At 65.1% G+C, this 20,105-nt stretch carries 21 protein-coding genes; 9 read left to right on the plus strand and 12 right to left on the minus strand.

From position 1 onward, the window contains the following. Positions 1-53 precede the first annotated feature (53 nt). Complete coding sequence (locus tag SR3_RS00530) at positions 54-1,676, plus strand: glycosyl hydrolase family 28 protein (protein WP_218018734.1); 1,623 nt, start codon at positions 54-56, stop codon at positions 1,674-1,676. 36 nt (positions 1,677-1,712) lie between these two features. On the opposite strand, the gene SR3_RS00535 is transcribed toward SR3_RS00530, so the two are convergent. Beyond that, positions 1,713-2,336 carry a glutathione S-transferase family protein gene (locus SR3_RS00535; protein WP_068079546.1) on the minus strand — a complete coding sequence of 208 codons (624 nt, stop codon included), beginning with the start codon at positions 2,334-2,336 and terminating at the stop codon, positions 1,713-1,715. 75 nt (positions 2,337-2,411) lie between these two features. On the opposite strand from SR3_RS00535, the gene SR3_RS00540 reads away from it, so the two are divergent. The 4 genes from SR3_RS00540 (at position 2,412) to SR3_RS00555 (ending at position 6,331) form a co-directional block, all read left to right on the plus strand. Continuing rightward, positions 2,412-3,134 (plus strand): helix-turn-helix transcriptional regulator, encoded by a 723-nt coding sequence (locus tag SR3_RS00540; protein ID WP_068079548.1) that lies wholly within the window; start codon positions 2,412-2,414, stop codon positions 3,132-3,134. A 181-nt stretch (positions 3,135-3,315) separates the two neighbouring features. Further along, entirely contained in the window at positions 3,316-4,002 is a 687-nt protein-coding gene (locus tag SR3_RS00545) for a TadE/TadG family type IV pilus assembly protein (protein WP_068079550.1), read from the plus strand. Further along, positions 3,996-4,625 carry a TadE/TadG family type IV pilus assembly protein gene (locus SR3_RS00550; protein WP_068079551.1) on the plus strand — a complete coding sequence of 210 codons (630 nt, stop codon included), beginning with the start codon at positions 3,996-3,998 and terminating at the stop codon, positions 4,623-4,625. The genes SR3_RS00545 and SR3_RS00550 overlap by 7 nt, the downstream gene beginning before the upstream one ends. An 11-nt stretch (positions 4,626-4,636) precedes the next feature. After that, positions 4,637-6,331: a TadE/TadG family type IV pilus assembly protein gene (locus tag SR3_RS00555; RefSeq protein ID WP_068079552.1), complete on the plus strand. Its 1,695-nt coding sequence runs from the start codon at positions 4,637-4,639 to the stop codon at positions 6,329-6,331. 6 nt (positions 6,332-6,337) lie between these two features. Here the strand turns inward: SR3_RS00555 and SR3_RS00560 are convergent, their stop codons facing one another. The 5 genes from SR3_RS00560 to SR3_RS00580 all read right to left on the minus strand — a co-directional run bounded on the left by SR3_RS00560 (position 6,338) and on the right by SR3_RS00580 (position 10,613). Continuing rightward, positions 6,338-7,051, minus strand: a complete 714-nt coding sequence (locus SR3_RS00560) for an SDR family NAD(P)-dependent oxidoreductase (RefSeq protein WP_068079554.1) — start codon at positions 7,049-7,051, stop codon at positions 6,338-6,340. Further along, a complete protein-coding gene (locus SR3_RS00565) occupies positions 7,044-8,288 on the minus strand; it encodes an MFS transporter (RefSeq protein WP_068079556.1) in 1,245 nt (414 codons plus the stop codon). Before SR3_RS00565 ends, SR3_RS00560 begins: the two co-directional genes overlap by 8 nt. Before the next feature lie 104 nt (positions 8,289-8,392). Then, a complete protein-coding gene (locus SR3_RS00570; protein ID WP_068079558.1) occupies positions 8,393-9,151 on the minus strand; it encodes an SDR family NAD(P)-dependent oxidoreductase in 759 nt (252 codons plus the stop codon). Continuing rightward, positions 9,151-9,672: a cupin domain-containing protein gene (locus SR3_RS00575; protein WP_068079560.1), complete on the minus strand. Its 522-nt coding sequence runs from the start codon at positions 9,670-9,672 to the stop codon at positions 9,151-9,153. Before SR3_RS00575 ends, SR3_RS00570 begins: the two co-directional genes overlap by 1 nt. Then, positions 9,669-10,613: a fumarylacetoacetate hydrolase family protein gene (locus tag SR3_RS00580; RefSeq protein ID WP_068079563.1), complete on the minus strand. Its 945-nt coding sequence runs from the start codon at positions 10,611-10,613 to the stop codon at positions 9,669-9,671. The genes SR3_RS00575 and SR3_RS00580 overlap by 4 nt, the downstream gene beginning before the upstream one ends. A gap of 183 nt (positions 10,614-10,796) precedes the next feature. Between SR3_RS00580 and SR3_RS00585 the strand changes: the two genes are divergently transcribed. The 3 genes from SR3_RS00585 to SR3_RS00595 are packed head-to-tail and all read left to right on the plus strand — an operon-like array spanning position 10,797 to position 12,679. After that, positions 10,797-11,948: an alpha/beta hydrolase gene (locus tag SR3_RS00585; protein ID WP_068079568.1), complete on the plus strand. Its 1,152-nt coding sequence runs from the start codon at positions 10,797-10,799 to the stop codon at positions 11,946-11,948. Positions 11,949-11,951: 3 nt separating this feature from the next. After that, positions 11,952-12,359 (plus strand): VOC family protein, encoded by a 408-nt coding sequence (locus tag SR3_RS00590; protein WP_068079570.1) that lies wholly within the window; start codon positions 11,952-11,954, stop codon positions 12,357-12,359. Positions 12,360-12,370: 11 nt separating this feature from the next. Further along, entirely contained in the window at positions 12,371-12,679 is a 309-nt protein-coding gene (locus tag SR3_RS00595) for a putative quinol monooxygenase (protein ID WP_068079572.1), read from the plus strand. 241 nt (positions 12,680-12,920) lie between these two features. Here the strand turns inward: SR3_RS00595 and SR3_RS00600 are convergent, their stop codons facing one another. The 4 genes from SR3_RS00600 to SR3_RS00615 form a co-directional block, all read right to left on the minus strand. Further along, positions 12,921-13,979, minus strand: coding sequence for a VOC family protein (locus SR3_RS00600; protein WP_068079574.1), 1,059 nt, complete (start codon positions 13,977-13,979; stop codon positions 12,921-12,923). Between the two features lie 226 nt (positions 13,980-14,205). After that, a complete protein-coding gene (pcaF, locus tag SR3_RS00605) occupies positions 14,206-15,414 on the minus strand; it encodes a 3-oxoadipyl-CoA thiolase (RefSeq protein ID WP_068079576.1) in 1,209 nt (402 codons plus the stop codon). 13 nt (positions 15,415-15,427) lie between these two features. Further along, positions 15,428-16,078: a 3-oxoacid CoA-transferase subunit B gene (locus SR3_RS00610; RefSeq protein ID WP_068079579.1), complete on the minus strand. Its 651-nt coding sequence runs from the start codon at positions 16,076-16,078 to the stop codon at positions 15,428-15,430. 13 nt (positions 16,079-16,091) lie between these two features. Beyond that, positions 16,092-16,775: a 3-oxoacid CoA-transferase subunit A gene (locus SR3_RS00615; RefSeq protein WP_068079580.1), complete on the minus strand. Its 684-nt coding sequence runs from the start codon at positions 16,773-16,775 to the stop codon at positions 16,092-16,094. Between the two features lie 112 nt (positions 16,776-16,887). Between SR3_RS00615 and SR3_RS00620 the strand changes: the two genes are divergently transcribed. After that, positions 16,888-17,670 carry an IclR family transcriptional regulator domain-containing protein gene (locus tag SR3_RS00620; protein WP_068079582.1) on the plus strand — a complete coding sequence of 261 codons (783 nt, stop codon included), beginning with the start codon at positions 16,888-16,890 and terminating at the stop codon, positions 17,668-17,670. A gap of 32 nt (positions 17,671-17,702) precedes the next feature. On the opposite strand, the gene SR3_RS00625 is transcribed toward SR3_RS00620, so the two are convergent. Together SR3_RS00625 and SR3_RS00630 are read right to left on the minus strand one after the other, a co-directional pair. Continuing rightward, positions 17,703-18,881, minus strand: a complete 1,179-nt coding sequence (locus tag SR3_RS00625) for a PrnB family protein (RefSeq protein ID WP_068079890.1) — start codon at positions 18,879-18,881, stop codon at positions 17,703-17,705. A gap of 10 nt (positions 18,882-18,891) precedes the next feature. Then, positions 18,892-20,025, minus strand: a complete 1,134-nt coding sequence (locus tag SR3_RS00630; RefSeq protein WP_068079583.1) for an aminotransferase class V-fold PLP-dependent enzyme — start codon at positions 20,023-20,025, stop codon at positions 18,892-18,894. Positions 20,026-20,105 lie beyond the last annotated feature (80 nt).

Consider the following 20,105-nt stretch of genomic DNA (forward strand, 5'->3'; position numbering starts at 1 on the left):
ATTTTTTGTGGCCATGCTACACAATATGATACCCGGTCTCAAATTGAGGGAATATGAGCGCCATGCTCACCATCGACAAACGCGGCCTGTTGCTGGGTTCGCTCGCCAGCGCCGCCGCCTTCGGGCCGCTGGGCAGAGCTGCGACAGCCCCCTCTCCGCAAGGTGCCACCGGCGATCTCAAGCTGATGAGCCCTCCCGCCGCGCAGACCGCCGACAGCATCGCCGCGCTGTGGGACAAGCCTCAAGGCGTAGCCGTCGAGCGCTATGAGATCCATCTGGACGGCAAGCTGGCCGGAACCTCGCATTTCACCGATTACACGCTGGAAGGGCTTGCTCCGGCAAGGTCTTACGCAATCGCGGTCACGGCCTATCTTGCCGATGGCCGGGTGCTGCGCAGCCCGATCCTGTCGATCGCCACCAAACCCCGGGGGACATGGCATGCCATCACCGCCTTCGGAGCGGTCGGCGATGGCCAAACCCTTAACACCAGGGCCATCCAGACGGCGATCGATGCCTGCGCTCCGGGCGATACGGTGCGCATCCCCAAGGGTATCTTCCTTTCGGGCGCGATCATCCTCAAAAGCGACATCACGCTGCATCTCGATGAAGGCGCCACCCTGCTGGGCAGCACCGATCCGCAGCATTATCCGATCATGCGCTATCGCTCCGAAGGCACGGAAAAGCCCTGTTACGCCAGCCTGATCAACACCGCCGACGCCAAAGGCGCCCGCTGGCGCAACATCGCCATCACCGGCGCGGGAACCATCAATGGCAATGGCGCCGCCCTGCGCCAGAACGAGCTGGCGCAAAAAGCCGCCGAGCGCGGCTGCGTCATCTGCATCCGCGATACGGACGGGGTTTATCTCAAGGGCATCACGGTGCGGCAGTCGCCCTTCTGGTGCGTCCATCCGATCTATTGCGACGGGCTGACCGTCAATGGCGTGAGCATCCACACCAAATATGACGAGGCAGGCAAACCCTACCCCCATATGGTCAATGGCGACGGGCTCGATCCGGATTCCTGCCGCAACGTCTTCATCTTCAACAGCCATATCGCCAGTCAGGACGATGGCATCGCCCTGAAATCGGGCCGCGATGCCGAGGGCCGCGCCGTGGGCATCCCCACCGAGAATGTGCGGATCAGCCATTGCCGTTTTTCCAGCGGTTTCGGCGTCGCCATGGGCAGCGAGATGGCAGGCGGGCTGCGCAACGTGCTGGTGGAAGACTGCAGCTTCGAAAACACCTTCAGCATCGCCAGCGTAAAAGCGCCGCGTGGCCGGGGCAATGTGATCGAGAACGTCACCTATCGTGACTGCACCCTTACCTACGCCAGCGACGAGCATCGCGATGGCAGATGGTTTCGCGGCGCGCTCTATGTCGATCAGTTCTATGGCGAGGTCGATCCCGATCCGCATGCCGCCCGCCCGCGTGATGCAGGCACGGCGATCATCCGCAACATCACCTTTCAAAACATCAGGCTGGACACGGTGGGCGGGCATGCCATCTATCTGGCGGGCCTGCCGGAAAGCCCCTTGCAGAACATCCGTTTCGAGAATGTCATCGCCAAAGGCGCCCAGGGCTTTGTGGCCTACAATGTGCGAGGGCTGGTGATGGATGGCCTTGCCGTCGAGGCGCGTGACGGCAAGGCGATGGAGGTCGTCAATGTTTCGGCGTGAGGGGCGGGATCGGCGCGCCGGTCCCGCCCCCTTCGTTCAATCCACCAGCGCCGCCGCCTGTTGCAGGCCAGACGCATCGTCCAGCGCCAGAGCGCGCTTTGCCGCCGGGCGGTTCTTGCAGCGCTCGACATAGGCGTCGATCACCGCGCTCTCGGGGAAAGCCTTGCGGCCGAAGTTCAGGGCGCTGGCGACCAGCACATCGGCGACGGAGAAGTGGTCGCCCAGCAGATAGTCGTGATGCTCCAGCCGGGTCTCCAGACGCTGCATCACCGCCGCATGATCGCGCTGCTTGAGCGGCGAGGCCGCCAGAGCGCCGGACATCGCCGCGAACATCGCCTGCTCCATCTCGCAGGCATACCAGCCCAGCCAGCTGCAATAGGGCCCGCGCCATGCCGAGCCGATGGCAGGCGCCAGACCGGCCTGCGGAAAGGTGTCGCCCAGATAGAGCGCGATGCCCACCGATTCCGTGATCAGCGCATCGTCATGCTCGATGGCGGGCACGCGCTGGTCGGGATGGGGATTGGCGGGATCGGGATCGCCCTGCCCCGTCATCGGGCGGAAGATGGAGACCGGCTGGATGGTGTAATCCACACCCAGCTCTTCCAGCAGCCAGACGATGCGCGAGGAACGGGATTGCGGCGCGTGGTAAAGCGTGATCATGAGAGGCCTCCTGTTGGTTGCAGCCCCCTTGTGCGCCACCCCTGCTGACAGCATACTGTCAGCAGGAGAAGACCGATGCGCCGTGCCGACAGATTGTTCCAGATCATCCAGATTTTGCGCCGCTCCACCCGGCCCGTCACCGCGCAGGACATGGCGCGGGAGCTGGAGGTCTCGCCCCGCACCATCTATCGCGACATCGCCGATCTGATCGGCCAGCGCGTGCCGGTGCAGGGCGAGGCGGGCTTCGGCTACATCCTCGAGGACAGTTTCGACATGCCGCCGCTGATGCTCACGCCCGAGGAGATCGAGGCGGCGGTGCTGGGCGCGCAATGGGTGATGGGGCGCGGCGATCCGGCGCTGGCCGGCGCGGCGCGGGATCTGATCGCCAAGATCACCTCGGTGGTGCCCGAGCATCTGCGCGCCGTCATCGCCCATCCCGCCACCGGCGTGCCGACACGGTCCTCCCCGGCCCCTGACGGCATCGACCTGGCCCGCGCCCGCCTGTGGATCCGCGAGGGCCGCAAGCTGGCCATGACCTATCGCGACGAAAAGGGCGCCGTCAGCGAGCGGGTGATCTGGCCGGTCATTCTGGGCTATTTCGAAGCAGCGCTCATGCTGGCCGCATGGTGCGAGATGCGGCAGGATTTCCGCCATTTCCGCGCGGACCGTATCCTCTCCACCCGTTTTCTGGAGGACCGCCACGGCCAGCGCCCCGGCGAATTGCGCCAGCGCTGGAAGCGCAGTCTGGACAGCAGACCCGAGCGGCAGAGACCTTCAGGGCCTGCGGGAAAGTCCTGATAATCTTGCCATCGCGTTCACCATCATAAACCACTTCCACCAAGCACTAAGGTAGTTTCCACAGGGTACGCCTTCAATCAATAACGAGGCCCTTGCGTTATGACCCCCTCACGGTTCGTATAAAAAGGGTCGGTCATTGACCAGAGGGTTAACAGGGCGGTGTTCATCTGCCGGCGCGGGCGTGGCCCGGCGCAGCGGCAAACGCCTGTGGCAAGCGCTGCTGGCGGACACATCCGGCGGCCCGGCCATCGAATTCGCGCTGGTGGTGCCCGCCTTTATCGCCCTGCTTCTGGGCATTCTGCATATCGCCCTGATCTATCTGGCGCAGGAAGGGCTGGAAACCGCCGTCGAGGCCGCGTCGCGCCTGATCCTGACCGGCAATGCCCAGACGATGCAACTGGGCAGCGGCACCTCGGCCTACACCGGCATGAGCTCCAGCGATTTCAAGACCGCCGTCTGCAATGGCCTTACCGGCAAGGATTCCAGCGGCAACAGCGTCACCTATGCCAGCGCGCTGCCGCCCTTTCTGGCCTGCAGCCGCCTCTATGTGAATGTGCAGATCATGCCGGCGGGCTGCACCAGCCCCACCGTCAGCACGCCCACCTTCAACTACACCAATGGCGTGCTGACCAGCAACAGCACCAGCTACGGCAATTCCAGCTGCGACGGCACCACAACCAGCAATTCGGGGCTGAGCGGATCACAGAACGATCTGGTCGTGGTCCAGCTTGCCTATCTCTGGCCGACGATCTCGGCGCCGCTGGGGCTGAACTTCATCAATCAGGCCAACGGCAACCGCCTGCTGGTGGCGACCTCTGTGGTCACCGTCGAGGGCTATGCCTGCGCCACGGGATCGACCACATGCTGAGGCGCCCCGCAAAAAGCCCGCGCCTGATCCATGACCGGCGCGGCACGGCGATGATCGAATTCGCGCTGGCCCTGCCGCTGATGCTGACCATGTTCGTGGGCGGCTATGTGCTGGCCGACATGATCTCCTGCGCGCGCAAGGTGACGGTGGCGACCCGCGCCCTCGCCGATCTGGTGAGCCGCAACGTCTCGCCCTCCTCTCCGGTCACCGCCGCGCAGCTGACGACCTATCTCAACTCCGCGCAGCTGGTGATGACGCCGATGCCCGCTGCGGTCACCCGCCTGCAGATCACCGAATTGCGGGTCTGCGACGCCACCCATGCCTATGTGGTGTGGAGCCAGGCCCAGAGCGCGGGCGCCACGGTGGCCTCCACCTTCACGGCGGGCAGCGTGGTGTCCATCCCGGCCAGCCTGATCACCTCGCCGATGGTGCCCACCTCGGCCGATGGCTCCAACGTGTGCAGCAACACCACCGCCGCCGCCAACAAGACGGTGGTGGGCACCGCCGGGGGTTATCTGTTCTACGGCCAGATCTCTTACGCCTACACGCCGCCCATCGGTTTTGGTTCGCTCATCACCACGACGCTGGGCGATCAGGACTATATGATCCCTCGTCTGCAGTAGACCCGCACGCCATGACGCAGCCCACTCGCCCTTCACCGCTCCACCTGCTGATCGACGGCCTGCGCCGCCTTGCCCGGGGGCTGCGCGCGGACAGACGCGGCAATGTGATGTCGATCATGGCCTTTGCCGCGATCCCGCTGATCTTCGCGATCGGTTTCGGACTGGATTACAGCCGGGCGCAGAAGCTGCAGACCAAGATGAACGCCGCCGCCGATGCCGCGGTGCTGGCCGCCGTGGTGCCGCAATTGCTCAACCAGAGCGACGCCATGGCCCAGACCGCCGCCCAGAACATGTTCGACCAGCAGGTCGCCGGTCTGCCGGGCATGACCACCGTGGTCCGCACCGTCACCATCACCAGCACCGTGTCCGCCACGCTGGGCCGGTTGCGCACCGCAAAGCTGGTCTACACCGCCAAATCCACCAACTTCTTCGGCGGCGTGCTGGGCGCGGCCACCCTGCCCATCGGCGGCACGGCGACGGCAAGCGCCTCGCAGCCGCCCAGCATCAATTTCTACATCGCGCTCGACACCTCGCCCTCGATGCTGCTGCCCACCACGTCCACGGGCATCAGCAATCTGATCGGCGGCGCCATCTGGCAGGGCGAAATGGCCTATTACGGCCGCACCGACGGCTGCGATTTCGCCTGCCATTCCAACAACATGCATCAATGGAACGCGGGCACTTACGTGATCGACACCAGCTCGCGCGCCATTTACCTCAACAACAGCTCCTCCAGCGGCACCAACCCCTTCTTCCGCGTGGACTGCTCCGGCAACGTCTTCAACAGCAGCGGCACCAAGCTGGGCACCAGCGGCACGATCGTGGGATCGGCGACCTATTGCGGGGGCTACAGCCCGCTGCCCAATCCGGTGGTGCTGTCCTATGTGCCCACCGGCCAGGTTCTGCCCACCACCGTCTCGGTGAATTTCCCCGACACCTGGTGGCTGGCGCAGAATTACAGCAAGGTCAATCCGGGGCAATCCGACATCAACCTGCGCACCGATGACGAAGGCACGGCGGCGGCAGGCGTGATCCAATACGCCTATAACATCCAACAGCAATTCGCCACCGCCACGGTGCCGCCGGTCTACAAGATGCAGTTCTTCACCTTCAATGTGGGCAATCCGGCGGCGCTCTCCACCTCGCCCTTCGGCACCATGACCAATGTGTCCACCTTGCAGAGCGCGACCTTCCCCGATCTGGGCGCGCAGGCCCCGCTGATGGCCGCCAATGGCAGCTGGACCAACATCCTGACCGTCACCGGCAATGCCGACACCAATTTCACCTATATGTTCAACTGGATGCAGTCCACCATGACGGCCTCGGGGACCGGCACGCCGGCCTCGCCCCAGAATGTGCTGCTGATCGTCACCGACGGCGCGCAGAACAACAACACCGGCGACGGCATGGGCCAGCTCAACGCCAACAACATCGCGCAATGCGCCGCGATCAAGGCCACCGGCACGCGCATCGCCATTCTCTACACGCAATATCTGCCCGCCACGATCAACTACACCAAGCACCCCACCTTCAACAGCTTCGCCGCCAACAATGTACCCTATATCCAGCAGCAGCTGCAGGCCTGCGCCAGCCAGAACACGGATGGCTCCTACCTGTTCCAGACCGTCTCGACCGACGGCAATGTGTCGACCGCTCTCAACAGCCTGTTCGCCATGGTGGTGCAATCGGCCAAGCTGGTGCGCTAAGCGGTCCTACCAGCCGGTGGCTCCGGCATCGATGGGAATATCCGCTGCTGTGACATAGCGCGCCTCATCGCTGCCCAGCCAGACGGCGGCCCAGCCGATGTCGCCCGGTTCGCCCAGCAGCTTGAGCATGTTCTTGGCCAGCACCCTGTCCTTCAAGGCCGGATCATGGTCGAGATGTCGCTGGGTGGCGGCGGTGCGGATGAAGCCGGGGGCGATGGTGTTGGCGCGAATGCCATGCGGGGCGCCCTCCATCGCCAGCTGGCGCGTCATGGCCAGCACCCCGCCCTTGCCCGCGCAATGGGCCAGAGCAGGCGAACCCTCCAGCGCATGGCGGGCGTTCGCGCTGGCGAAGTTGATGACGCTGGCCCTCCCGCTGGCCTTCAGCCACGGCCACGCCGCCTGCGTGGGCAGGAAAACGATATCGAGTTCGCCTGCCAGCGTGGCCTTCCAGTCGGCATAGGTCAGCGTCTCGATCCAGTCGAAGATCGCAAAGGCGGCCGCGTTCACCAGTATATCGATCCTGCCATGCTCCTGCCCGATGGCGGCGAAGAGCGCCTTCACCGCCGCTTCGTTCAGAAGGTCGCAGTCACGGTCGGCGCCTTGCCGGTCGACGCCGATGACCGTGGCGCCCTCCTGCCGGAACAGCGCCGCCACGCCCTGCCCGATGCCATTGCCCGCCCCGGTGACGACCGCCACCTTGCCCTTCAGGCGATCAGCCATGCGCCATTCCGTTCATCTTGATAGGCTGCTCGATCCGGCCAATGCGTCCCGCCACCAGCAGCACGACAAGCAGACCGATCATCGCCCCGCCCGACATCACCACAAAGGCTGACAGCAGGCCCCCCGTCCGTTGCGCGGCGAAGGTCACCACCACCGGGCTGAGGAACTGCCCCATGGCAAAGGCGGCCTGCCACAGCCCGGCGCCGCGCCCGCGAATGTCGAAAGGCAGCAGGCTCATCGCCCAGACCAGCAGGGTGGGCAGCAGCATCCCCGCGCCCAGCTGGTTGCAGAAACAGCCGATCAGGAAGCCGCCGGGGGCCGCAGCCTTCCCCATCATCAGAAAACCCACCGCGAGCAGCGCGAATTCCAGCACCAGCAGGCGCTGCACCGGCCAGCGCCCGATGCGCGAATAGATGAAGGTGCCCAGCGGCACGCCCACGCTGGCGATGGAGGTGAGGAAACCGGCACGCGCCGGATCGGTGATACCCAGCACATGCAGGCCGCTCGCGGCCTGGATCTGCACGGTGTAGAAGAACACCGAGCCATAAAGCGTGATCGCCATGATCACCGCGATGCGCCGCCATGGGAATTGCGCCCAGCTCGCGTTGCGGGGCGCTTCGGCCTTACCGTGATCGCTCGCCTTGGGATCACGGGTGAAGGCCATCACCAGCGCCATCATCAGCAGCGCTGAGCTGTAGACCCAGAAGGGCGTGCGCCAGCCATGCGACCCCAGCTGCCCGCCCACATTGAAGAAGACCAGCGCCGACATGGAGGCGAAGGCCGTCTGCCCCGCCAACCATTTGTCACGCGCGGCGCCGTGGTAATAGTCGCCGATCATCGTGGTGGAGAGGACCATGATCAGCGCCTCGGCCAGCCCCACGCCGACGCGGCTGATCAGGATCGCCGTCAGATCATGCAGGAACACCGGAGCGATGCCCACGATGCCATAGACCACGAAGCTGGCCAGCAGCAGGCGGCGGCGCCCGAAATAATCCCCCATCATCCCCGCGATCGGCGAGAACAGCGCCACGCAGAGCGCCGGGATCGTCAGGATCATCGGCACCCAATATTCATAGCCGGGCACGGCGCTGAAATTCTGCATGATCTGCGGCAGAATAGGCGCCAGCAGCACGATGGCCATGGTGGACAGCGTGATCGGCAACAGCAGCGACAGGCCGGTCATCACCGTCACCTGCCTGCCGCCCGATCCCGCCGGCGGGGCTTGATCCGCAGGCATGAGTCTCCCTTTCGATTATGGTTTCATGCAGACACGCCTTTATCGCGCCGCTGTCGAATTCACTCTAGCGTTGCCTGGCCATCCACGGAACGGGATGATGGCGCTTAGCTGCCGTCGGTGATCAGCGTGCCGCCATCGACCACCAGATTGTGCCCGGTGATAAAACCGGCGGCGCTGCTGGCCAGGAAGATCGCCGCCCCCGCCACCTCCTCCGGCGTGCCGGGGCGGCGCAGCGGGGTCATCGCCATGCGCCGGGCCATGAAGCTTTCGTTTTCAAGCAGAGGTCTGGACAGTTCGGTGGCGATAAAACCGGGCGAGATGGCGTTGACCCGCACGCCTCTTGGCCCCCATTCCACCGCCAGATTGCGCGCCAGCTGCGCCACGCCAGCCTTGGCCAGGGCATAGGCGTTGATCGCCCCATTGCCGCGCAGACCCGACAGGCTGGACATCAGCACCACGCTGCCCTGACGCTGCGCCATATGCGGCAAGGCAAGGCCGGTCAGCACCACCTGACTGCGCAGGTTGATCGCCATGACGCGCGCGTAATCGGCCATATCGATAGTTTCAAACCGCCCGGGCCGCCCGGTAATCCCGGCGTTGCAGACCAGAATGTCCAGCCCGCCCAGTTCCGCCACCGTGCCCTCGACCAGATGCTCCAGCGCGGCGTCATCGGATACATCGCAGGCGATGCCCGGCATGCCCAGCTGCGCGGCGACCCGCGCCGTGTGCTCAGCATCCTCGCTGGAGAGCATCACGCGCGCGCCCGCAGCGATCATGCCCTGCGCGATGGCGAACCCGATGCCGCGGGTCGAACCGGTGATCAGGGCGGTGCGGCCCCTCAGCCCGAAGTCCGGCATGCTCATCAATGTGCAGCGTGTTCTGGCTTGGCCTCATCCAGTGGCTGGCCGTCATGCAGATAGGCCGGGGCCTCGATCAGGATGAAGGCGATGCGGCACACCGTGTCGGTGGTGTTGCGCCACAGATGATTGGTGCCGCGCTGGATGATGATGCCGCCTTCGCGGATGGTCTTCTTGCGGCCATCCTCCAGCTCCAGCTCGATTTCACCCTTCAGCACGATGCCATAGTCGATGCTGTTGGTGCGGTGCATCGGGCTCTGCTTGCCGGGCAGCATATCGGTGATGCGGATCACGCTGCCGCGCTCCAGCGTGAGGCCTGTGGGCAGATCGCGCCCGTCGCGTTCGTCATTGTTGTCGGCGGGCACGGTTTCGGTGGCCCAGATGGTGAGGAAGCTGGCGTCGCCCGAGGCGATCATTTTTGTGGGCGTGATGTCCTCGGATTTGAAGATGGCGCGGCCATCCTCATTGTGCCCGGTGACCACGCGCTGCACGGCAGGCAAGCCGCTGTCGGAGAGGATGTCGCTCATGCCTTGATGACCTTCTGTTCGATGATGCCGAAGGGCGAGGCGCCCGTGGGGGTGACGGCTTCCATGCGCACGCTGTCGCCGAAAGCCATGAAATCGGTGCGCGGCGCGCCTTCGTCGACGATCTCGATCCCGCGCCGCTCGGCGATGCAGGAGGAGCCGATCTCGCGGAAATTCTCGTTGGAGACGGTGCCAGAGCCGATCACCGTGCCCGCCACCAGATCGCGGGTGCGCGCGGCATGAGCGACCAGTTCGTGGAAGCCATGGCCCATCGGTTCGCCGCTGGCCGCGCCGAAACGCTTGCCGTTCCAGTCGACCAGCAGGTTGAGGCAGACGCGGCCCTTCTTCCAGGCCTCGCCCAGTTCATCGGGCGTGACGGCAAAGGGCGCCATCGAGCAGGGCGGCTTGGCCTGCACCCAGCCAAAGCCGGTCTTCATCTCCGGCCCGGCCAGCTTGCGCAGCGACCAGTCGTTGATCTGCACCACCAGCCTGATGTATTTGAAGGCATCCTGCGCCGTGGTGCCCATCGGCACGGCGTCCACGATCACGCCGAATTCGCCCTCGAAATCGATGCCCAGATCCTCATCGGGAAAGCGGACATCGTCATGGGGGCCGTAGAACCGGTCGGACACGCCCTGATACATCAGCGGGCGCTCTGTCTTGAGCGGTTCGACCCCCAGCACCTTGTCCATCAACGCGCCATGGCTGGCAAAGGCCGAGCCGTCGAGCCACTGCCACGCGCGCGGCAGAGGGGCAGCCAGTTGGGCGTGATCCAGCGCCTGTGGGAAATCCGTGATCGCGGCCAGTTCGGCCGACACCCGATCCCATTGCTCCAAAGCCTGTTGCAGCGTGCCCACCGGGGCCTGCGCATAGCTCTCGCCATCGGGCGCGATCACGACCAGACGCCCATCGGCGGTCCCGTCGCGCACAGTTGCCAGACGCATCTTTCTCTCCCATCTCGAACGTGAGGGTCAGGCTAACGGCGCAGGCGGCGGGCAGCAAAGGCATCGCATCAATAGTGTGCCATCGATCCTATGCGTTGGTCCGCGCGGGAAGAGACGTGGCAGGACGCCGGGAAGACATGTTTCGCCCCGTCCATGCCGGGCGATAGATCTAAGGATATGAGGATGTTCGAACCCTTCCCCGGCAATTACGTCTGGAATCTGGCCACCAATCTGGCGCTGGTCTGCGGCGGCAACCACGGCGAGATCGACGAAGCCTGCCGCCCCGTGCGCGAGGCCGCCAAGTCGGGCGCCGATGCCGGTTCCGCCGCCCTGTTCGACAGCTGGATCGCCGTGGCCGATCAGGTGACGAAGAATGCCGACGCCGATCTGGTCGATGGCTATGCCCTGTCCGCAGGCACCAAATATCTGCGCGCCAGCGGCTATTACCTCGCCGCCGAACGCATGCAGAGCCGCGATTACGCGCCGCGCTGGGCGGCCTATGACAAGGGCATGGAGCTTTACCACAAGGGCTCCAGACTGCGCGGACTGCATGTCGAGAAGGTCGAGATCCCCTATGAAGGCTCCAGCTACACCGGCATCTTTGTCCATGATGGCAGCGGCACGCCGCGCCCCACGCTGGTGTCGGTCAATGGCCTCGATTCCATGAAGGAGCAGGTCAATATGGCGGGCCATGGCGCCTCCAATCTGGAGCGCGGCATGAACACGCTGTTCCTCGACCAGCCCGGCACCGGCGAGGCGATCCGCAAACGCAATCTGCCCGCCGTCTATGACGCCGAGCGCTGGGGCAGCCCCGCCTTCGACTATCTGCTGACCCGCAGCGATGTGGACCACCGGAAGATTGGCATCTTCGGCCTCTCCTTCGGCGGCTATCACGCGCCGCGCATCGCCGCCAACGATCCGCGCTATGCGTTGTGTGCCGTGATGGGCGCCAACCACGTCTGGGGCCAGCGCCAGCGCGAGCGGGTGACGAACGAGGGCGAAAACCCCGTGCCCCATTACTGGGACCATGTGCTGTGGGTCTTCGGCTTCGAGGACCGCGACGCCTTCCTCGATTACGCCGACCAGATCACGCTCGACGGGCAGGTCGAGAAGATCAGGGTGCCGTTCCTCATCACCCATGGCGAAAACGACCGCCAGATCCCCGCCTTCAACGCCCGGCGCAGCTACGATCAGGCCGTGAACAGCCCCGACCGCCATCTGCGCATGTTCACCAAATCCGACTTCGAAGTCGAGCATTGCGGGGCTGACAATGGCACCGGCATGCGCGACTATATCGCCGACTGGTGCGCCAAAACCTTCGCGAAGATGGGATAATCCATGGCCGATTTCACCTTTCACCACGGCGGAGTCTCCGTGCCCAGCCTCGACGAAGCGCTGGACTGGTACGGCAACGTTCTGGGCTTCGAGCTGGAAAAGCGCTTCACCATCGAGGCCGCGCGCAGCCGCACCGCCATGGTCAAAAAAGGCCCGCTGCGCTTTGAGATCTTCGAGGTTGAGGGCGCCGCCCCCCTGCCCGAGGATCGCCGCCACCCGCCCAGCGATCTGAAGACCCATGGCAACAAGCATGTCGCCTTCCGCATCGCCGATCTGGAGGTTTTCCTCGCCGAGATGGAGGCCAAGAAGGTCGATATCGCCTTCGTGGTGCGCGAGAGCTTCGGCAAGGGTTGCTTTATCCGCGATTGCGCGGGAAACCTGATCGAATTCGTCGAAGAACCCAACGATTGAGAGCCCCCGTCATGGTCACAGAAATCGCCCGCCTCACCATCGACCCCGCCCGCGCCGCCGATTTCGAGGCCGCCGTGGCTCAGGCCGAGCCTTTGTTCCGGGCCCATCCAGGCTGCACCGGCTTCGCTCTGGAACGGGTGGTGGAGAAGCCCGAGGTCTATCATCTGGTCGTCGGCTGGGTGAGCGTGGAGGCGCATCATGACGACTTCCGCTCCACCGAGGCATTCCAGCAATGGCGCGCCCTGGCGGGGCCGTTTTTCGTGGCCGCGCCTGAGGTGGTGCATTTGCGGTCGGTGATCGGACATGTAGAAGTGAAGTGACAAGCAGGGGGCGTTACGCCCCCTGCACCCCCATGACGTCTCCCGACGCCAAGGCAATGGCACACCAATGGTGCGCCCCACCTATCCACCTGCACGACACAAGGCGCCGCAGGCAGGCATGCCCGTCATTTAAAAGCCTGCGGCGCAGCGGCGTTGCTCTATGGCCGAACCCTGCGCGCAACGTAGACAAAAATGGGAGCGCGAGGGTGTAACACCCTCGCATTGCCCCTTCCAAATCCTCTTAAATCGCATGCTCATCGTCTTGGGTCAGCTGAGCCAGCGCCCCTTCGACAGCCCCTTTCTTGCGATAGGGCTCAAAGCTTTTGCGCTCGGCATCGAAGTGCATATCCCACGGAATATCCGCCCCCCGGAAGATCGGCGGCGCATTGTTCGCCCACAGCAGCGAGCCAAAGCGGAAGTCCCAAGCCCGCGGCACCCAGTTGTCATCGAGGTAGTCGGTGTCGGCGTGATACTCGGCTTCTCCGGCGTGGCCGGGCATGTCGCAATAATAGTAGATCGCGCTGGAGATGCGGTGACGGGAAATGCCGCCGCTGGAGTTCATCGACTCATTCTTCCAGCCCTTGGCTTCCATGATGTTGGCGCCCAGCATCACTTCGTCGATATCGTCCATGCCAAAGGCGATATGCATGAATTTGAAGTGGTCCGGGGCGATGGGCAGGTCGCAATTCACCCAGAAAATCGAGTGATGCTCAAAGGTGCCCGGCGCGCGGGAGAAGATGCCCACGCCGCGCGAATGGTCGATGTAGCGGAAGCCGAGGTGGCGTTCGTAGAACTCGAAGCTGCCGATGTAATCGGGCGAGAAGAAGACGACATGGTTGATCGTCTTGGGGATGGCGCGCTGCCGCCAGATGCGGTGCTGGTTGAAGCGCGGATGGCTGGCGGGCGTGTTGACAGGGCTGGCTTCCGACACAAAGGCCCGCTTGGCCCAGACGCGCAGGGCGATGGGCTGGCCATCGGGGCAGACGGCGTGGACGGTGCCATCGGCATCGCGGGTAACAGCAACTTCGGTGGCGAGACTGGCGGCAATGGCCTCCAGATCGTCCTGCGCGCGCACGCCCCAGACGGTTTCCTTCAACCCGTCGCCGGGGAAGGGATCAGGCGATGGCAGGCGCGCATCGCCATGCCGCAGGATCACAACACGGCTGCCCGAGGCGAGGCGGAACACCGCTTCATCCTGCGTGATGCTTTCCACCGGCAGGCCGAAATCGGTCCAGAAGCGGGCGTGCTGCGCCACATCCGCAACGCCGAAGACGGCGCTTTCTACACCCAGAATGCTCATAACATCTCCCAAGACTTTAGGCCTTGTTTATGGCGGGGAGCGAGCCGGGGCAGAAACGCAAAGCATCGAAGCCGAACTATTTGTGGAACCGCTACATGGCGAACCCACTCTTTCGAAGAGGTTCGCTACAGGCCCCTCCCCACCGGATCGCCGGCGGGGAGGAAGAGCCATCGTTGAAATGCTTTTGGAGAGCGGCACATGCGCGGCACTCCATAAGCGGCAGCGCTCAGACCCGCTCGACCGCCAGCGCCAGGCCGATGCCTACGCCCACGCACAGCGTGGCCAGCCCGCGTTTGCCGCCGGTCTTCTCCAGCTGATGCACCAGGGTCAGCGCCAGACGCGCGCCAGACATGCCCAGCGGATGGCCCAGCGCAATCGCCCCGCCATTGGCATTCACCTGCGGCGCATCGTCCGCCAGCCCCAGATCGCGCATCACCGCCAGTGACTGGCTGGCAAAGGCCTCGTTCAGCTCGATGGCGTCGAAGTCGCTGATGGTCAGGCCCAGCTTCGCCATCAGCTTGCGCGTCGCCGGGATCGGGCCGATGCCCATCACCCGGGGCTCCACCCCGGCCGAAGCAAGGCCCAGAATGCGCGCGCGCGGGGTCAGCCCATGGGTCTTCACCGAAGCCTCGCTGGCGATGATCAAAGCCGCCGCGCCATCGTTGATGCCCGATGCATTGCCGGCCGTCACCGTGCCGGTGGGGCCAAACAGCGGCTTCAGGCCGGAGAGCGCCTCAAGGTTGCTGTCCGCCCGGGGATGTTCGTCCAGCGTGACCGGCGTGACCTCGCCCCGCTTGCGGCCCGGCACGCTGACGGGGACAATCTCCTCGGCATGGAAGCCAGAGGCCTGCGCCGCCGCCGTGCGCTGCTGGCTGCGCAGCGCAAAGGCATCCTGATCCGCGCGACTGATGCCGTAAGCTTCGGCGACATTCTCGCCGGTGCGCGGCATGGTTTCGGTGCCATAGGCGGCAGCAAGCGCGGGGTTGACGAAGCGCCAGCCCATCGTCGTGTCTTCCAGCGTCTGGGCGCGCCCGAAGGCGGTGTCGGATTTGCCCATCACGAAAGGCGCGCGGGTCATGCTTTCCACGCCGCCAGCAAAGGCCAGATGCATCTCGCCGAGGCGGATAGCGCGGGCCGCCTGCCCCACCGCTTCCAGCCCGGAGGCGCAGAGGCGGTTGAGCGTCACGCCTGGCACGCCCGCAGGCAGGCCCGCCAGCAGCAGGCTCATGCGCGCGACATTGCGGTTGTCCTCGCCCGACTGGTTGGCGCAGCCGTAGAAGACCTCCTCGATGGCGGCGGGATCAAGGCCCGGATTGCGCTCCAGCAGGGCTTTGAGCGGCACTGCGCCGAGATCATCGGCGCGAATGCGGGAGAGGCCGCCATTGTAGCGGCCAATAGGCGTGCGAACGGCGTCGCAGATAAAGGCTTCAGTCATTTGGGAAATCCTCTCAGGCGGCCAGCTGGGCGGCGTCCAGCGCCAGTCCGGTGCTGCGGCGCGCCTCCTCGATGCTGAAACCGGGAACGAGATCGATGATGCCCGCGCCCTGCGGCCCCACGCTGAAGGTGCCCAGATCGGTGTAGACGCGCGAAATGCAGCCGATGCCGGTCAGCGGATAGGTGCAGCGTTCGACCAGCTTGCTCTCGCCGCTCTTGGTCAGCAGCTCCATCATGACGAAAATCTGCTTGGCGCCGATGGCAAGGTCCATCGCCCCGCCCACCGCCGGAATCGCGCCCGGCGCGCCGGTGTGCCAATTGGCGATATCGCCTGTGGCCGAGACCTGGAAGGCGCCGAGCACGCAGATGTCGAGATGGCCGCCGCGCATCATCGCGAAGCTGTCGGCATGGTGGAAGAAGCAGCCGCCATCCAGCAGCGTCACGGGCTGCTTGCCCGCATTGATCAGTTCGGGGTCTTCCAGCCCCGGCGCGGGGGCGGGCCCCATGCCCAGCACGCCGTTTTCGCTCTGCAGGAAGATGTCCTTGTCGGCGGGCAGATAGTTGGCCACCATCGTGGGCAGGCCGATGCCGAGGTTCACATAGGCGCCCTCGGGAATGTCGCGGGCGACGCGGGCGGCCATGGCCTTGCGGTCCAGTCGTTCCATTGTTCTTCTCCCTTCAGGCAGCCAGAGCCGAGGCGGGCATGATCGGCACCACGCGCTGGACGAAGATGCCCGGCGTCACCACGGCCTCGGGATCGAGGGCGCCCAGCGGCACGATCTCGGCCACCTGAGCGATGGCGGTTTTCGCCGCCATGGCCATGATCGGGCCGAAGTTACGGGCTGTCTTGCGATAGATCAGATTGCCCCAGCGATCGCCCTGCTGCGCCTTGATCAGCGCGAAATCGGCGTGGATAGGGTATTCCAGCACATAGTCGCGCCCGTCGATGTTGCGGGTTTCCTTGCCCTCGGCCAGCTGCGTGCCGAAGCCGGTGGGGGTGAAGATGGCGCCGAGGCCAGCGCCCGCCGCCTGAATGCGCGCCGCCAGATTGCCCTGCGGCACCAGCTCCAGCTCGATCTCACCGGCGTGATAGAGCGCGTCGAAATGATGCGAATCCGCCTGCCTCGGGAAGGAGCAGATGATCTTGCGCACCCGCTTTTCCCGCATCAGCGCGGCCACGCCTGTCTCGCCGTTTCCGGCATTGTTGCTGATGACGGTCAGGTCACGCAAGCCGCGCGCAATCAGCGCCTCGATCAGCTCGTCGGGCATGCCGGCGGTGCCGAACCCTCCGATCATGATGGATGCGCCATCCTGAATATCGGCGACGGCAGCTTGGGCCGAGGCCACGCTTTTATCGATCACGGTTCTCTCTCCTGAAACCTGTGTCCTTGCCTCCCGGTTCTGCCGTGCCCCCTCTTGAGTCAATCGATAAACGATATATTGTACGGTAATCGGTTATTGAAAGCACCAAAGTATGATGGACGATCTGCTCGAATCCCCCGGCGATCCAGAGTTCATGGCCTCGCTGGCGCGCGGTCTGGCGGTCATGCGGTGCTTCGCCGAGCAGGAGCGGGCCATGACCATCGCTCAGGCCAGCAAGCTGACAGGACTGAGCCGCCCCGCCGTGCGCCGCTGCCTGCTCACGCTGGTGAAACTGGGCTATGCCGCGCAGGATGGCAGCCATTACGCGCTGCGGCCCAAGGTGATGACGCTGGGCTATGCCTATCTCTCCTCCACGCCGCTGGCGCTGCGGGCGCAGCCGCTGCTGGACCAGTTGCGCGACGAGTTGGGCGAATCCTGCTCGCTGGGCATCGTGGATGACGATCAGGTGTTCTACATCGCGCGGGCCGAGGTTTCGCGGATCATGTCGATCGCGCTGCGGGTGGGCAGCCGCTTGCCGCTCTACACCACCTCGATGGGGCGGGTGCTGTTGGCCGATATGCCGAGGGAGAGCCGCGCCGCCTATTTCCGCCGCATCAATCCGACCACCCGCACCGATCTGACGGAAACCGACCCCAACCGCCTGCAGGCCATCTGCGACAAGGTGGCCGAGGAAGGCTATGCGATCATCGATCAGGAGCTGGAAATGGGGCTCCGCTCCGTGGCGGTGCCGGTGTTTGGACTGTCGGGCCGAGTGGTGGCGGCGATCAATGTGGGGACGCAGGCCTCCCGGGTCTCCATCGTGGATCTGCGGACGCAATTTCTGCCCGCACTGAGGCGCTGCGCCAGGGAGTTGAGCGCAACCGGGCTGCTTTGACGGACCAGCGCCTGCCGCCCAAGATCAGCGCGTCACCGGATGCCGACAAGCGCGCGAAGCCGCTCGATGTCCCGGTGGCGCGTGGGGATGTCATCACGCGGCGCCGCGCAACGATAGTCCCGCAACCGCTCAAGGCTGCGCAGCAGCACGTCGAGCGGCGGTCCACTCGCGGTGATGCTGCCCAGAGCGCGCGTGCTCACCTGCGCGGCGGGGCGGGTGATGAAGCGGTCGACCAGCATATCGTGATGCTGCCGCGCCGTCCGCCCGAACGTATCGCAGAGCTTGAGGAAGGCCCGGGCGTTGGTCTGGAACCAGGGCTGATCCGCCTGGCTGTCCGCCGCGAGAAGGAACGCATCGAGCATGTTCGGCGTCGCCATGCAGTCGCGCAATTGCGCCTGATCGCCCGGCATCATGAAGGGCATTTTTTCCAGCAGCAGTTGCGAATAGGAGGGATCGCTGGCGCGGCAGAGGCCGAGCAGCAGATCGATCTCGTTGATGCTGGGAAAGTCCCCGGCATTGGCGCCGCGATAGACATGCCGACCGACCCTGTAAGGCTTGTAATAGGGCCGCACGCTGTAGAAAAACCGGTCGACATCCAGCCTGTCGAACAGGCGCTGGTTGAAGCGGATGACCGCCTCCAGCGCGGCCCCGGCCTGCTCGAACAGCACGTCCGCGACCGGGCTGCTCACGCCGATGGCGACCAGCCGCCGCAAGGCATCCGCCGCGCATTGGAAACTCAGAATGCCGCGCGTGTTCTCGTCGATAAACAGGAACTCGTCAGGCAGCGCCGTGAAGCTCTTGCGCACCCCGTTCACGGCCAGATTATGCGTGGCCAGATGGGCGGTCGCAAAGCGTGGCGCCATGCCCGCCGCCGCACCGACATGGAGCGCCAGCGCGGAAGCCTCCTGATGCGGCGATTGCTCCTCGCGATCAGGATGGGTCAGTTCATGGCGGCGCAGCGCCCCCAGATAGAGGCCGACATTGCCCAGCAGATGGAACGCCGAGCCAAAGCCATCGGTGGTCCGCCCCTCCGCCAGCAGCGGGGCGATCAGCAGCCGTCCCTCTTCGCACAGCTGCTGCTTGATGCCTTCGCCGGCCCCTTCCACGGCGGAGCGGTCCTCGCGGGCGAAATAAAGCTCCTCCAACGCGGTGTTCATCGCGACGAAACTCGTGCGGATCCAGTGGTCGAAAGCTTCTGCGTTCCGTGTCATCGCGCCCTCCTCAACCGCGCGCCGCGGCGCGCAGGCCAGCAGCCACGCGATCGACATCCGCCTCGTCATTCCAGATGCCGAAGGACAGGCGCAGGCGCGCGCCCCGTCGATCGAAACGGACGCCGTCCGCTTTCAGCGCGGCCTCGTGATGCTCGTCGAGGGGGAGGCACAGCGTGCCGCCGCGCTGGGCGAGCAGGCCGGGATCGGCGTCTATCTGGCCCAGCAGCCTGCCGGAAAGGCGCAGATTGTGCGCGCGAATGGCAGGCACGCCGATCCCCGCGACAGCCCGCAAGCCCGCCGTCGCGATCGCAAGGGGCGCCACGGACGGCGTCCCGCCCCAGAGCCGACGCGCATCGGGCGCAAAGGCGAAGTGGCGAAGATCCATCTCAAACGGGTTGGCGTGCGAAAACCATCCGCGCTCGATCGGCGTGATGCTCTCGATGACCTCGGGCGACACCCACGCGAAACAGGCGCCGGGGCCGCCGCTCAGCCATTTCACGCAGGTGCCGACGACCGCATCGGCATCCCATGCATCGACGCTGATCGGCAGCACACCCGCCGACTGCGCGACATCGACGATCGAGAAAACGCCATGAGCCTTCGCCATCGCCGTCAGCTCGGCCACCGGGCTGAGGATGCCGGTGTTGGAGTGGACATGCATCATCACCACCACGGCGATGTCGGGATCGCCGATGCGCCGCCAGCTGGCAAGGTCTGAAGGGTCGCCTGTCACCAGTTCCATGCGGAAGCCGAGGCGCGAGAGCCCGTCCACGGCATAGGCCACGGAGGGAAATGCTTGCTCCGAGATCAGGATGACATTGCGCTCCGGGCGGCATGAGAGACCGGAGATGATCCGCGATATGGCGGCGGAGACGCCGGGTTGGGGGCACCATTGGCGCGCCTCGCCGCCCAGCAGATCGACCAGAGCGGATCGGAATGCATCGACCGCGCCAAGCCATTGCGACCATGCATCGCCCCCGGCAGTTTCCCAAGGGGTGAAGAACGCCTGTTCGGCACTGTCCCGCGCCGCGAGGGGGAGGAGGCCGACGCTGTGGGCCAGCAGGTAAGGCCCGCCTTCCGGCCGGTGAAACAGCTGCCGTGCAGATGGTGCGGCAGCATCGTCGCGGATTTCTGGATCGGTCATGGCCCTGGCTCCCTCTGCGGGGCATTGTAGGCATTCCGATGGCGAATGTTGTCCTTTAAGCCGCCATGGCGTCACACTTG

This window comes from Novosphingobium rosa NBRC 15208, assembly GCF_001598555.1.
Classification (GTDB): Bacteria; Pseudomonadota; Alphaproteobacteria; order Sphingomonadales; family Sphingomonadaceae; genus Novosphingobium; species Novosphingobium rosa.